The organism is Actinopolyspora biskrensis (genome assembly GCF_013408175.1).
GTDB classification, from domain to species: domain Bacteria; phylum Actinomycetota; class Actinomycetes; order Mycobacteriales; family Pseudonocardiaceae; genus Actinopolyspora; species Actinopolyspora biskrensis.
The window spans coordinates 1,208,557-1,221,706 of the sequence record NZ_JACBYW010000001.1 but is presented as its reverse complement, the minus strand read 5'-3'; the positions used below and the strand labels follow the sequence as shown (position 1 = coordinate 1,221,706).

Below are 13,150 nucleotides of genomic sequence, written 5' to 3'. Positions count from 1 at the left end.
CCCTTCCGAACACCGGGTGGTGACGAAAGCCCCCTGGGGCTCTTGTCGCTCGGCAGCCTAACCGGCGGTGTGGTTCGGCGTCAGGGCTGCGGCGGCACCGATTCCCCCCGGAGCCGCGCCCGCCCGGCGGGAACGGCCCCACCGGGCGGGCATCGCACTGGTTCTCAACCGGACGCGGTGTTCCGGTCCGGCGTCACTGCCGGACCCGTACCCAGTCGATCAGGTAGCGGGCGGAGTCCGCGGCCACCTCGTCCACGGTGGACTGCGGAAGCCCCGGGTAGGGCTCGGTGACGCCGTTGACTCCCTGCGGGTAACCACCGCCGAGGGCGAAGTTGAGGATCATGAACTGCGGATCGTCGTAGACCCAGGTCCAGCCGTTGTTCTGGATCTCCTGCTTGGTGATCCGGTAGATCCGCTGGTCGTCGACGTAGAAGCTGATCCCGTCGGGGCTCCAGTCGGCGCGGTAGACGTGCCAACCGCCCGGGTCCGTGCCCTCGAAGTGCTGGTCGGCGGTGACCGGCGTGTCACCGTGGTACTCCGGCCCGTGCAGGGCGCTGCTGGTCCACGGTTCACCGACGTGCTCCATCACGTCGACCTCACCGTTGTTCGGCCACGGTTCACCCTCGTCGATCTTCGCGCCGAGCGACCACCAGGCGGGCCACAGCCCGGACGCGTTCCCACCCGAGGGCAGTTTCACGCGTGCCGCGTAGCTTCCGTAGGTGAACTCGAACTTGTCCTGGGTGTTGACCCGACCGGACACGAAATCGTAGGTCCTGCCATCGGGTGCCTGGTAACCCGGTCTGTAGCGCGGGTGCAGCGCCAGGGCACCGTTGCTGGAACCAGCCGCGCCCTGGTCGATGTAGATCGTCTCCGGCGAGTCCACATAGGCCTGCTGCTCGTTGTTGACCGTACCGAAGTTCTCCCCGGTGACCTCGACGTTCCACTTCGACCGGTCGAGCGAACCGCCGGAGAAGTCGTCGAAGAAGACCTGGGTGTCCGCCGCGGTGTCCTGCTGTGGAGCGGCCATCGCGGAAGAGGACATCAACGCGGCCAGCGTCAATGCAGCGGCGGTGGCCGCCGTCTTCGATCGTACGGGCATGGTCCTTCCTCTCGTGGGGTCCAACACGGACATCCCCCCGGTGAATCGATACTGTGCGCCGCGCCCGGTTGACCGATCAAGACAGGAATCGATTCAGTCGGCGGTTTTCACGCCGCACGACCCAGCCGACAGGTCCCTTCGGAGCAGCGTGGTGCAGCAGTCTCCCGCTGTGTGACGCGCCATGAAAGCGATCACGTTGTTCGGTTGACGGACCACACGTGCGACCACGATGCCCCGGGCACGGGACGAAGACCGTTGATCTCCCGGGGTCGTGCTCGTGTGGCCGTACTGACCGGTTCGGGAGTGCTCGCGGTTTCCGGGGCCCTCCGCGTGGTGGAGGCCCCCGAAGCCGTGGAAACCCGGCAAGCACCCTCCACGACGGAGACGAGCACCGCGCCCGGCACGAGCGCACCGGTGAACCGCCCGGCCCCGAACCCGGTGGAAGTGGGGGCCGAAGCTGCGGGCCACGCACGTCGCGGAGTCGTGCCTGGCGGACTCCTTCGGTGAGGAGCGGGCCACCGCCGTCGAGGACCTGCTGGGCGACATCGGGGGCGAACCCGCGTACTCGGAGGCCGTGGCTGAATCACGGAAAGTGCTCGACGCGCTGGACCACTGGAAGCAGAAATGCGCGGGCGCCGCCCCCGGCAGCCAACAGCACAGCACCTGCCTGACCCGCACCGCACCGAAAATCCAGATTGGCCACCTGGAGATCACCCGGGCGGTGTTGCAGGCGGGCATCGACTAGTACCGGGACTTCGCCTTCCCGCTCCACGGGGAGCGTTCCGTGGTGGAGTCTCCCCCGTCTCCCGCCGCTGTTCCCCGCTCGGGACGGCGGCGTTCACCGCGACAAGCCCCGGACTGTCACGAACGGGAGAGGAAGTCCTCCATGCGGGCGATCAGCGCCAACGGCACCTCCTCCGGCGCGTAGTGCCCGGCGTCGGTGAACACCTCCAGCTCCGCGTTCGGGTACCAGCGCAACCAGGTCTCCCGCATGACCTCCGGCGAGAGCGCCTTGTCGTGCGCGCCCGCACACACCAGCACCGGGATTTCGCTGCCCTCGATCCGCTCGTGGATGTCGGTTCCCGCCCACGAGTCGAGATAGCGGCGGAAGGCGCGCTTGTCGCTGCGTTCCACCGAGCGGCGCACGGCCGCCTCCAGCCAGGCCTCGGGGAGACGGTTTCCCGAGGTCATGTCGATGATGGCTTTGCGGTTCACCGGGTTCTCCGCCGCCCCGGTGAACAGTTCCCGGCTCTCCTCGTCCAACGGAACACCCGAGGCGGGTACGGGGGAGACGCCGACCAGGGAACGCAGTCTGTTCGGTGCCTTGATCAACACGTGCTGGGCGATCATGCCGCCCATGGAGTGCCCGAGCACGGAGAACTCGGGCAGTTCCAACGCGTCGGCGGTGGCCAGCACGTCCTCGGCCGCCTCGGAAACCGTGTACTCGCCCGCGTGCTCGAGGGCCCGCCCGTATCCGCGCAGGTCCACGAACACGTAGGAGAACTCGGATGTGTCCAGGTAGGGGTGCAACCCGGCGAAGGTACTCCGGTCGCCGAACCAGTTGTGCACCACCAGCACCGCGTGCTCACCGGAACCGACCCGGTCGTGGGGCAGTGCGTGCGCCATTTCGCCTCCCGAGTGTTCAGAACTCGCAACAGGGTCTCGCGCGGAGCACCGAGGGCGGACCGCCGTGCCGAACGAACCACGCCGTCAGGAGCTCTCGAGTTGTCCGCACGCGAGCCTGTTCTCCCGCCGCGACGGGGTCAATTCCGCGGACGGGTGACACTGTCACCCAGCCTCCCCCGAACGCTTCGCCGCCGGGGTGAATCGCACCGGCAGGTGTTTGATCCCGTTGATGAAGTTCGACACCAACCGGCGCGCCGGACCGGAGAGTTCGAGATCGGACATCCGCCACAGCGCTTCACCGTAGAAGACGCGCAGCTGCAACCGGGCGAAGTGCGCCCCCAGGCACACGTGTGGCCCGTCGCCGAACGCCAGGTGCTCGTTGGGGTCGCGCCGGATGTCGAACTCGTGCGGCCGGGGGAACTTCCGCGGATCGAAGTGGGCCGAGCAGTGGAACACCACGACTTTCTCCCCCTCCCGCACGGGAACCCCGGCGAGTTCGACATCGGTGGTGGCCGTGCGGCGGAAGCTCAGCACCGGCGGGTGGTAGCGCAGGGTCTCCTCCACGGCAGAACCGAGCAGCCCCGGATCGTCCAGCAGGGCTCTGCGCTGGGCGGGATTCTCGGCGAAGGCACGCATCCCACCGGGCAGCGCGCTGCGCACGGTGTCGTTGCCCGCCACCGACAGCAGGAAGAAGAACATCTCCAGCTCGGCCTCGGACAGCCCCCGCCCGTCCACTTCGGCGGTGGCCAGCACGCTCATCAGGTCGTCGTCCGGCCGGCGACGCTTGTACTCGGCGAGCTCGCGCGCGTAACCGAACATGTCGGCCAGCTGCTCCGGCGAGCGCGGGTTGACCGGTTCGCCCGCGGAGTCCACCGCGGACGCGGCGTGTTCCGGGTCCTGGTAACCGATGATCCGGTTGGTCCACTCCAGCAGCATTCCGCGGTCCGACTCGGGCACCCCGAGCAGGTCCGCCAGGTTGAGCAGCGGGAAGTCGTCGGTGACCTCGGCAGGAAGGTCGCACTCGCCGCGTTCGATCACCCCGTCGACCAGGTCGCGGGCCCGCGCGGCCACGTCGGCCTTCAGCCGTTCGACCCGGCGGGGTGTGAAAGCCCGGCTGACTACCCTGCGCAGCTTGTTGTGCTCCGGCGGGTCCAGGTTGAGCATCATGCGGCGGATGAACGGCAGGTCGGCCGGGTCGGGGTCGCGGATCTGGGTGGCACCCAGCCAGGAGGAGAACTCCGCCGGGGACTTCAGCACCCGCACCACGTCGTCGTGCCGGGTGACGGCCCAGAACCCGGGGCCTGCGGGCCAGTCGCCGACCGCGTGCTCACGCTGCCAGCTCACCGGCTGGTTCTCCCGCAGCCAGCCGAAGGCCTGATGCGGGATGCCGTGGGCGTAGCCCCCGGGGTCGAAGACGTCGGGCGGTTCGGACAGGGTGCCGGTCATCGGGCCTCCACGGAGGACGACGCGCTGTCACCGGCCAGCCTGCCACCGCCCGGCGGTGTTGTGAATCACTCCACCTGACCGAGGTCCTCCGCTCTCCCCGGTCGCAGGTGCTCGTTGAGCGGAACCTCCGGAGAGGCCCGCGAGCGGGTGCCCCCACCTCGGGCGGCGACGCACCGCCGCGCTTTCTCACTGCTCGGGTGCGACGGCCCTGCGCGCCCGTTCGTCCACACCGGCCGCACCGAGCGCATCTCGGGGCCGTGCCCTCTGCGGTGGACGAGCAGGGTGCGCTCGAAGGTGATGACCACGACACCGTCCTGGTTGAACCCGACGGTGCGCACCCGCACCACCCCCACATCTTCCCTGGACTCGGAGAGGCGCGCTTCCAGGACCTCGGACTCGGAGTACACGGTGTCGCCCTCGAACACCGGGTTGGGCAACCGCATCCGGTCCCCAGGTTGGCCATCACGTTCTGGGACACGTCGGTGACGCTCTGCCCGGTCACCAGCGCCAGGGTGAAGGTGGAGTCCACCAGCGGGCGGCCGAACTCCGTCCGGGCCGCGTAGTGCCGGCCGAAGTGCACCGGAGCCGTGTTCTGGGTGAGCAGGGTGAGCCAGGAGTTGTCCGTCTCGGTGACCGTGCGCCCCAGCGGGTGGCGGTAGACGTCGCCCACGTCGAAGTCCTCGAAGAACCTGCCCCGCCAGCCGGTGCGCTCCCGCGGCCGCGGGGACTCCGGGGCGGTGTCGGGCTCCGCTCGCTCGTGCTCGTTCATGGGCCGGTTCGCCGCCCTCCTCGTCGGGTGGTCACCACTGCCCGCGCCAGTGTATCCCCGCCCGCGGAACCGCTGCCTTCGAAGACCCCGCCGCTCCGCTCGGCGATCGCGGAGCCGGTGTGGACGGAGCTGTTCCGCACCGTCCACACCGGCGTGCCCGGCGCGGTCACCGGGCGGTCCGCGCGGGTGCTCAGTTCCGCTGGTGCAGTGCGGACAGCTCCACCGCTGCGGCCATGGCCCTGGATCCCGCGTCGTTGGGGTGCAGCCCGTCCCCGCTGTCGTACTCGGGACGCAGCCGCAGCGGGGCCTCGGGGTGGGCGGTGGCGGCGGCGAAGTCCACCACGCCGTCGAAGAGCTCGGTGCCGCGGATCCACTCGTTGACCCGCTGCCGGGTGCGCTCCCGCTCGGGCGTCCACACCACAGAGCCCTTGAACTGGGTGAGCGTGCCGCCGAGCACCCGCATCCCGTTGCGGTGCGCTCGCCGCACGAGCTGCTCGTAGCCGTCGATGAGCTGGGCGGCGGTGGCGTCGTCGGAGATGTCGTTGATCCCCTCCAGCAGGATCACCGTCCCCGCCCCGCTCTGCCCGAACGCGTCCCGCTCGAGCCGGTCGAGTCCGGCGGCCCCGGAATAGGGCTTGCCGGGGCGTTCGGCCAGCAGCCGGTTTCCGCTGATCCCCGCGTTGACCACCGAGAGCCCCGTTCCTCCCTCGGCCGCGCGCAGTCTCCTGGAGAGGTAGTCGGGCCAGCGGTGGTTCGCGTCGACGGTGGTGTCGACCCCGTCGGTGATGGAGTCGCCGAAGGCGACCACCGCGCCCCCGGAACGTGGTTCCGCGGCGACGTCGACCCCGCTCACTCCCATCCAGCAGGTGGTGGTGCCGTAGTGACCGCCCGTGGGCTCGTGGCTGCGGTTGCCCTGGGCGACGTAGTTGGTCTGCGCGGTGAACGGGTGCTGGGTCAGCGGACCGGTCGATCCGGGGTAGTAGACGCTGACCAGCAGCGTGGACAGCGCCTCGACGTCCAGGGCGACCGGGTCGCTGAACACCTCCTCGCCCGCGGGGACGGTGGTGTGCTCGCGCCCGTCGAAGGTCAGCGCACGCATCGTCCCCTCGACCGCTCGGGCCCCCGATCCCTGCACGGCCACCGTGGCCCGACCCACTCGCAGGGGATCCTGACCGAAGGCGTTGGTCAGGCGGATCCGCACCCCGGGGCCACCGGTGCTGAGGAACACGACGTTGCGCACGGTCTGCCCCCGCAGTCCCCCTCCCGCGGGGCACTCGAAGCCGGGGACCTCGCTGCCGCGCACCGGGCTCGCCGCCCAGCTCGCCGTCCACTCCGGACGATGTCCGTGGTGGTCCTCTCCCGCCGCTGCCGCTCCGGGCAGCAGCGGCAGCGCGAGAGCCAGCGCCGCGCCCAGGCCGAGCACCGCGCGCAACGGCCGGGAGAACCGCCCGCCCCGTCGGGGCGGGGAGGTTTCCGCGAGGTCCTCGTTCGGTCGTTCGGTGCACCTGCCCGCCCGGAGGATCGACGACCGGTGCCCTCTGGTGGATCGTGGTTCCCGCGCTCGCGCCATGATTCCCCTCTGGTGGGAGCCAAATTCTGGAAAGCGCATTCCAACACTCCGCGCCGGCGCACAACAAGACTGCGCCCCCGAAAGGAGCAGCCGGTCAGGCCGACTCGCGCGTCCGCGTTCCCGCGCAACCGCCTCGACGGGGAAAACCCGTGGAGCGTCCACCGACGACAGCGATTCCGGCACCGCCCCCCATCACCGCCACGGCGGTACCGCTCGACCGAACCCACCGCCCCGTGACCGCGGCGATGACCACGGCAACTCCCGAATTCCGGACTCGCCGGGCGAAGTGCTTGTCCGGTCGAGAGACCAGTACTACCCACGAACAAGGCGAATGGCGGATCCGTCGGGAACGTTCCACTGATTGCATGGCGGGAGTCGGTAGTGCCGCGAACTCGGGGGACAGCAGCAGTGCCAGGGGAGAACACACCGGCTCACCGCGACAATCACACCACCGGCCCCGCACCCTCCACCACGGACAACGGGCTCTCCGGCCCGGTGTCGGGAAACGTGATCCAGGCCGGAACCGTCCACGGCGGGCTGCACCTGCACGACCACTCCCCCGGCACGCCGCCCGCGCCCCAGCAGCTTCCCCCGAAACCACACCTGCTCGTGGGCAGGGAAGCGGAAGAGGCCGAACTGGACGACCGGTTGCGGGACACGGCCGAACACCCCGTGCTCATCTCCGTCAGCGGTCCCGGAGGGGTCGGCAAGACCACCCTGGCGCTGCACTGGCTGCACCGGCAGCGCGCCCGCTTCCCCGGCGGACAGCTCTTCGTCGAAGGCAGCTCACCCTCCGCGGACACCCCGCGCTCGGCGGCCGACATCCTCGGGCACCTGCTGCGCTCCCTGGGCGCGCCCGCGGAGGAGATCCCGCTGGACGTCGGCGAACGGCTGAGCTGGTACCGCTCGCTGACCTCGGGAAAGTCCCTGGTCGTCTTCGTGGACAACGCCGTCTCCGCCGCGCAGGTGCGCCCACTGCTGCCGAACTCCCCCACGGGCGCCCTGCTGATCACCAGCCGGACACGCCCGGTCAGCCTGGCCCTGGACGGGGCGCACTTCCTGGAAGTCCCCCCGCTCGACGAGCGAAGCGGCCTGCGCGTGATCTCCGGGCTCCTCGGCAGCCGGCGCACGGAAGCGGAACCCGACAACGCGCGTGCCCTGGTGAGACTGTGCAACGGCTTCCCCCTGGCCCTGGCGGTGTCCTCCGCACGCCTGGCCGCTCATCCGCAGTGGACGCTGGAGCACACGGTCGCGCGGCTGCGCGACCGGCAGAGCAGGTTCGCCGCCCTCGCCCTCACCGAGGACCTGTCGGTGTCCACCGTCTTCGATTCCTGCTACCGCGGTCTGTCCGCCCGGGCGGCGACGCTCTACCGGCGCCTGGCCCAGCACCCGGGCCCCGACCTGCCCCACGAACTGGCGCGACACCTGGCCGAACCCGACGACGCCGACCACACCACCACCCTGGCCGAACTCCGCGAAGCCCACCTGCTCCAGGAAACCGACCGGCGTTACTGGTTCCACGACCTCGTCCGCGCCCACGCGCGAACGACCGGCGAGCACGCCGACACTCCCGAGTCGCGCGCGGAGACCCTGCGGCACGCGCTCCACTGGTACCTCACCCGCGCCGCCGCGGCCGACCTGGTCATCACGCCGCAACGCCAACGACTCGGCCCGCACCACGCGCGGCAGGCCGCGCACCGCCCCACCTGGTCCGGCGCTACCGAGGCGCTCGACTGGTTCGACCGCGAACGCGCCAACCTCGCGGCCGTGCTCACCGAGGCCCACCGGACCGGGCAGGACGAGGTGGTCTGGCAGCTGTGCGAAGCCATGTGGAGCTTCTTCCTGTACCGCAAGCACTACCGCGACTGGATCGACTCGCACCACCTCGGCATCGAAGCGGCCCGCCGCCTCGGCCACCACCGCGCCGAAGCACGCCTGCGCTGCCAGCTCGGCTTCGCCCACCTCGACCTGGAGCACTTCGACGCGGTGATCGAACTCTGCACCCCGGCGCTGCGGCTGGCCGAAGCCTCCCTCGACCGCTCCGGAATCTCCACGGCGCTGTCCCAACTCGCGAAGGCGGCCCGTGGCCGGGGCGACCACGAGCTCTCCCTGCGCTACTTCCGGCGAGCCCTGCGGCTGGACGAGAACACCGGCAACCGGCGCGGCATCGCCCTGCGCTGCCGACGTATCGGCACCCTGCTCGCGGAAACGGGCAACCACGGCGAAGCCGCGGTCAACCTCGACCGGGCGCTCGGGCTGCTGACCGAGCTCTCCGACCACCGTGGACGCGCCAGAGCACTGACCGACCGGGGCGATCTCCACATCCGCCGCGGGGAGCTCGCCGCGGCCGAGACCTGCCTGACCGAGGCGCTGGCGGTGATGCGCGAATCCGGTTCGCCCACCTACCAGGCCGACGTCCTCGGCGAGCTCGGCGAGCTCGCGACACGGCGCGGCGAACTCACCACGGCCCTGCGGCACTGGAGGGAGGCCGAGCGGTTGTACCGCCTGGCCTCCCACCCGCGCGCGAACCGGGTGCGCGCGCGGCTGGACAGCCTCGCCCGTGAACATCCCGGTGACACCACCCCCGGCGAACCGCCGCGAGACTGAGCTGGCGGGCCGACTCCTCCGCCCTCCTACCTCAGCCGTCCACTCGCACCACCACGCGCAGCGTGCGCGGACCGTGCACCCCCTCGACCCGGTCCAGCTCGATGTCCGAGGTCGCCGAAGGGCCACTGATCATGGTCGTCGGGCGCACGGGGTCGAGCCTGCCCACCGCCTCGGGCACACCGACGACCACGGAGGACAGATCCACCACGCACACGTGCAGATCCGGCACCAGGGTCAGCGCCCGCCTGCCCTGATCGGCCGACGCGTCCAGGAAGACGGTCCCGGTCTCGGCGCACGTCACCGCCGAGGAGGTCACCACCCCGTCCACGTCCTCCAACCACCGGACGGGCAACTCCGCCGAGTCGACCTCGACCCGGCCGGTGAGCTCCTCCGTCCAGGAGCCGTCCAGCCCGCCGGGCACGGCGACCAGCCGCACGTCCCCGAGAGCCTCGGCGACCGTGGCCGCAGTCTCCGCCACCGAACACCGGTACACATCCGCCCGGTACTCGCCGAGCCGGTCCACGAGCAGCTCCATCCGCTGCTCGTCGGGCAGCTCACGTCGCCCCCGGTAATCGCGGGGAACGGTGACCGGCTCCGGGGGCGCGGCGGCCAGCGCGTCCCGCACCCGTCCCAACACGACATCACGCGCGTTCACGACTCACCTCGCTCCGCCTCGCGACGGGCAGCCCGGACCGCTTCCCGGCCGTCCTCCGAGTCCCACCACTCGCGGAACGTCCGCTTCGGGGGCGCGGGAAGATCCCGCGCGGAGGTCCAGGCGTTCAACGGCGGCGGAAGAGCGCTGATCCGCCCGTCCGCGCCCCCGAGCACCCGGCCCAGCCGGGACGCGCGCTGCGCCTTGGTGAAACGCTTGGCCGAGGACATGGCCAGCGAGGAGGCCCGCATCATCGCGGCCTCGGCGGTGTAGCGGCTCTGCTCCACGTGCTGGTGGCGCAGCTCCACCAGCAGCGAAGGAATGTCGATCTTGACCGGGCACACGTCGTAGCACGCCCCGCACAGGCTCGACGCGTACGGCAGCGAGGCGTTCGGATCGTCCCGCGACTCGTGCATCCCCGCCAGCTGCGGGGTGAGCACCGCGCCGATCGGCCCCGGATAGGTCGACCCGTAGGCCTTGCCCCCGGTGCGCTCGTACACCGGGCACACGTTCAGGCAGGCCGAGCAGCGGATGCACTGCAACGCCTCCCGCCCCACACCGTCGGCCAGGGTGGCGCTGCGCCCGTTGTCCAGCAGCACCAGGTGGAACTCACCCGGACCGTCCCCCTCTGTCACCCCCGTCCACATCGAGGTGTAGGGGTTCATCCGCTCCCCCGTGGAGGAACGCGGCAGCAGCTGGAGGAAAACCTCGAGATCGGTGAAGCTCGGGACGAGCTTCTCGATGCCCATCACCGTGATGAGCGTTTCCGGCATGGTCAGACACATCCGACCGTTGCCCTCGGACTCGACCACGCTCAGCGTGCCCGTGTCGGCCACGCCGAAGTTCGCCCCCGAGATCGCCACCCGCGTGCTCATGAACTTGGAACGCAGGTACTTGCGGGCCTCCTCGGCCAGCCGCACCGGATCGTCGTCCAGGTTCGGATCCACCCCCGGCATCTCGCGCAGGAAGATGTCCCGGATCTCCGCGCGGTTGCGGTGGATGGCCGGAACGAGGATGTGCGAGGGCCGATCGGCTCCCAGCTGGACGATCAACTCGGCCAGATCGGTCTCCACGGGCGCTATCCCCGCGGACTCCAGGTGCTCGTTGAGCCCGATCTCCTGGGTGGCCATCGACTTCACCTTCAGGACCTCGTCCGAGCCCTTCTCCGCCACCAGGCGGGTGACGATCTCGTTGGCCTCGTCGGCGTCGCGGGCCCAGTGCACCACTCCCCCGCGCTCGGTCACCTCGCGTTCGAACCGCTCGAGCAGCTCGGGAAGCCGGGCCAGCACATCCGCCTTGAGCGCCGCCCCCGCCGAACGCAGCTCCTCCCAGTCGGGCAGCTCGTCGGCCATCCGGTCGCGCTTGCCCCGGATCGTCGCGGTGGCCTTGCCCAGGTTGCGCCGCTGCTGCGTGTTGTCCAGCGCGGTGTGCGCCGCGTCCGGGAAGGACTGGTCACCGCGCAGGTGCCCGGTCGCGTACGGGGCCCGGGGCGGCGGGGTGGGAATCCCGAGGAACGCGCTGCTCATGCGGAAACCTCCTCTTCCGGACGGACCCGCTGCTCGGTGGAAGCGAGTACCTCTGCCAGGTGCACCGTGCCGATCCCGGTGCGCAGCCGGGAGAGCCCACCGCCGATGTGCATCAGGCAGGAGGAATCGCCCGCGCTGCAGAACTCCGCGCCGGTCGTGGTCACCGCGCGCATCTTGTCCGAGAGCATCGCCGTGGAGGTCTCGGAGTTCTTGAGCGCGAAGGTCCCCCCGAAACCGCAGCACTCCTCGGCACCGGGCAGTTCGACCAGGTCGATCTCGCGCACCTGCTTCAGCAGCCGCAGCGGTTTGTCCCCGACCCGCAGCATCCGCAGCGAGTGGCACGTCGGGTGGTAGGTCACCCGGTGGGGGAAGTACGCGCCGACGTCGGTGACCCCCAGCACGTCGACGAGGAACTCGGACAGCTCGTAGGTCTTGGCGCCGGCCCGCTCCACCCGTTCGCGCAGGGACCGGTCCCCGTAGCGCTCGGCCACGATCGCGTGCTGGTGGCGGATCGAGCCCACGCAGGAGCCGGAGGGCGCGACCACGGCGTCGATCGACTCGTCGGCGAAGTCCGCGGTGTAGTTGCGCACCAGCGGCAACGCGTCGGCCTGGTAGCCGGTGTTGACGTGCATCTGCCCGCAGCACGTCTGGCCGGGCGGGAACACCACTTCCTGCCCGAGCCTGGTGAGCAGGACGGCCGTGGCCTTGACCGCGTCCGGGAACAGGGTGTCGCCCAGACACGTGGCGAACAGTGCGACGCGCATTTCCTTCCTTCCCTCTGTGGTCTGACCACACTAGGCCACCTTCGACCGACCGTGAAGTCCCCGTCGGGAGAACGATCACCCGTTCTCCGAGTGTGCTCGCTCGAACGGACGCGAGCAGCGGGAGACCACGCGGCGACGCCGATAGACTCGGCCGCATGACCACCGCTGCTCCGCGCGCTTGGGAACGAGTACTCGCACACATCGAGTCCGACCTGCTCAACGGCAGGCTCACCCCCGGACAGCGAGTCCCGGGCGAACGCGCCCTGGCCGGCGAGCTCAACGTCGGGCGTTCCTCGGTGCGCGAGGCGATGCGCGTGCTGGAGGCGCTGGGGGTGCTGCGCGCGCAGACCGGATCCGGCCCGGATGCGGGAGCGATCATCCTCACCCGCCCGACCGGCGGAATGAGCGCCCTGATGCGGCTGCAGGTGGCGGGGCAGGGCTTCCCGGTGCCGGACGTGGTCCGCACCCGGGTGGTCCTGGAGACCTCCTCGGTGTCCGAGCTGGCCGCCCGCCCGGAGCCGGTGGACCTGTCCGAGGCCGAAGAACTGCTCGACGCGATGGACGATCCCGAACTGTCCCGGCAGGACTTCCTCGCGCTCGACGCGCAGTTCCACCTCACGCTGACGCGGGCGGCGGGAAACCAGGTGGTGACCGCGATGATGAGCGGACTGCGGGACTCGATCGAGACCTACACCGGGCGGATCGCGGACGCCCTGGGCTCCTGGGAGGACACCGCGAACCGGCTGCGCGCGGAGCACAGGGCGATCACCGCCGCCGTGCGCGACGGCGCCGCCGGCCTGGCCGGTGAGCGCGTGGCCGACCACATCAGGGGCTACTACGCCGCGGCCGCCCCGGAGGAATGAACGCCCCGGGAAAACCGAAACACGGTCACCGGCGGGAGAATTCCCGCAACACCTCGTTCGGGGCGGGAACTAAAAGGTTGAATTTCCTGCTCCGAACGGGTTCAGAACGGAAACCGCCCTGGAACCCCCCGAGATTCGGGCGCATGATGATCCGGAACGTCCTCACCGGGACACGGGAGATCCGAATCGATGTGCTCCCCGCGAGAACGCTCGCCCCATTCCGGTTCC

The 13,150-nt window shown here is 70.5% G+C and carries 10 protein-coding genes and 1 pseudogene; 3 read left to right on the top strand and 8 right to left on the bottom strand.

Annotated features, from left to right (window positions below):
- Window positions 1–193: 193 nt before the first annotated feature.
- Window positions 194–1,099 carry a glycoside hydrolase family 16 protein gene (locus FHR84_RS05255; RefSeq protein ID WP_179534244.1) on the bottom strand — a complete coding sequence of 302 codons (906 nt, stop codon included), beginning with the start codon at window positions 1,097–1,099 and terminating at the stop codon, window positions 194–196.
- A 592-nt stretch (window positions 1,100–1,691) separates the two neighbouring features.
- Here FHR84_RS05255 and FHR84_RS05250 point away from each other — a divergent pair.
- A complete protein-coding gene (locus FHR84_RS05250; RefSeq protein ID WP_179534243.1) occupies window positions 1,692–1,844 on the top strand; it encodes a hypothetical protein in 153 nt (50 codons plus the stop codon).
- A gap of 116 nt (window positions 1,845–1,960) precedes the next feature.
- On the opposite strand, the gene FHR84_RS05245 is transcribed toward FHR84_RS05250, so the two are convergent.
- The 4 genes and pseudogenes from FHR84_RS05245 to FHR84_RS22250 all read right to left on the bottom strand — a co-directional run bounded on the left by FHR84_RS05245 (window position 1,961) and on the right by FHR84_RS22250 (window position 6,510).
- The gene (locus tag FHR84_RS05245; protein ID WP_179534242.1) at window positions 1,961–2,725 is read right to left on the bottom strand and encodes an alpha/beta fold hydrolase; all 765 of its coding nucleotides are present in this window, start codon (window positions 2,723–2,725) and stop codon (window positions 1,961–1,963) included.
- A 162-nt stretch (window positions 2,726–2,887) separates the two neighbouring features.
- The gene (locus tag FHR84_RS05240; RefSeq protein ID WP_179534241.1) at window positions 2,888–4,171 is read right to left on the bottom strand and encodes a cytochrome P450; all 1,284 of its coding nucleotides are present in this window, start codon (window positions 4,169–4,171) and stop codon (window positions 2,888–2,890) included.
- Window positions 4,172–4,395: 224 nt separating this feature from the next.
- Window positions 4,396–4,940: pseudogene (locus tag FHR84_RS23125) on the bottom strand (MaoC family dehydratase); the annotation flags it as partial.
- Between the two features lie 190 nt (window positions 4,941–5,130).
- Window positions 5,131–6,510: an SGNH/GDSL hydrolase family protein gene (locus tag FHR84_RS22250; RefSeq protein ID WP_179534240.1), complete on the bottom strand. Its 1,380-nt coding sequence runs from the start codon at window positions 6,508–6,510 to the stop codon at window positions 5,131–5,133.
- Window positions 6,511–6,918: 408 nt separating this feature from the next.
- On the opposite strand from FHR84_RS22250, the gene FHR84_RS05225 reads away from it, so the two are divergent.
- Window positions 6,919–9,117 (top strand): tetratricopeptide repeat protein, encoded by a 2,199-nt coding sequence (locus FHR84_RS05225; protein ID WP_179534239.1) that lies wholly within the window; start codon window positions 6,919–6,921, stop codon window positions 9,115–9,117.
- Between the two features lie 31 nt (window positions 9,118–9,148).
- Here FHR84_RS05225 and FHR84_RS05220 read toward each other — a convergent pair whose 3' ends face one another.
- The 3 genes from FHR84_RS05220 to FHR84_RS05210 are packed head-to-tail and all read right to left on the bottom strand — an operon-like array spanning window position 9,149 to window position 12,059.
- Window positions 9,149–9,772, bottom strand: coding sequence for an LUD domain-containing protein (locus FHR84_RS05220; RefSeq protein WP_179534238.1), 624 nt, complete (start codon window positions 9,770–9,772; stop codon window positions 9,149–9,151).
- Window positions 9,769–11,295, bottom strand: coding sequence for a LutB/LldF family L-lactate oxidation iron-sulfur protein (locus FHR84_RS05215; RefSeq protein WP_179534237.1), 1,527 nt, complete (start codon window positions 11,293–11,295; stop codon window positions 9,769–9,771). Before FHR84_RS05215 ends, FHR84_RS05220 begins: the two co-directional genes overlap by 4 nt.
- On the bottom strand, window positions 11,292–12,059 hold the full coding sequence (locus FHR84_RS05210) for a (Fe-S)-binding protein (protein ID WP_179534236.1): 768 nt from the start codon (window positions 12,057–12,059) through the stop codon (window positions 11,292–11,294). Before FHR84_RS05210 ends, FHR84_RS05215 begins: the two co-directional genes overlap by 4 nt.
- 155 nt (window positions 12,060–12,214) lie before the next feature.
- Here FHR84_RS05210 and FHR84_RS05205 point away from each other — a divergent pair, with 155 nt between their 5' ends.
- Window positions 12,215–12,922 (top strand): FadR/GntR family transcriptional regulator, encoded by a 708-nt coding sequence (locus FHR84_RS05205; RefSeq protein WP_179534235.1) that lies wholly within the window; start codon window positions 12,215–12,217, stop codon window positions 12,920–12,922.
- Window positions 12,923–13,150 lie beyond the last annotated feature (228 nt).

Coding starts and splice junctions, on each gene's coding strand:
- FHR84_RS05215 (WP_179534237.1), bottom strand. CDS start 11,295: ATGAGCAGCGCGTTCCTCGGGATTCCCACCCCGCCGCCCCGGGCCCCG.
- FHR84_RS05210 (WP_179534236.1), bottom strand. CDS start 12,059: ATGCGCGTCGCACTGTTCGCCACGTGTCTGGGCGACACCCTGTTCCCG.
- FHR84_RS05255 (WP_179534244.1), bottom strand. CDS start 1,099: ATGCCCGTACGATCGAAGACGGCGGCCACCGCCGCTGCATTGACGCTG.
- FHR84_RS05205 (WP_179534235.1), top strand. CDS start 12,215: ATGACCACCGCTGCTCCGCGCGCTTGGGAACGAGTACTCGCACACATC.
- FHR84_RS05240 (WP_179534241.1), bottom strand. CDS start 4,171: ATGACCGGCACCCTGTCCGAACCGCCCGACGTCTTCGACCCCGGGGGC.
- FHR84_RS05245 (WP_179534242.1), bottom strand. CDS start 2,725: ATGGCGCACGCACTGCCCCACGACCGGGTCGGTTCCGGTGAGCACGCG.
- FHR84_RS22250 (WP_179534240.1), bottom strand. CDS start 6,510: ATGGCGCGAGCGCGGGAACCACGATCCACCAGAGGGCACCGGTCGTCG.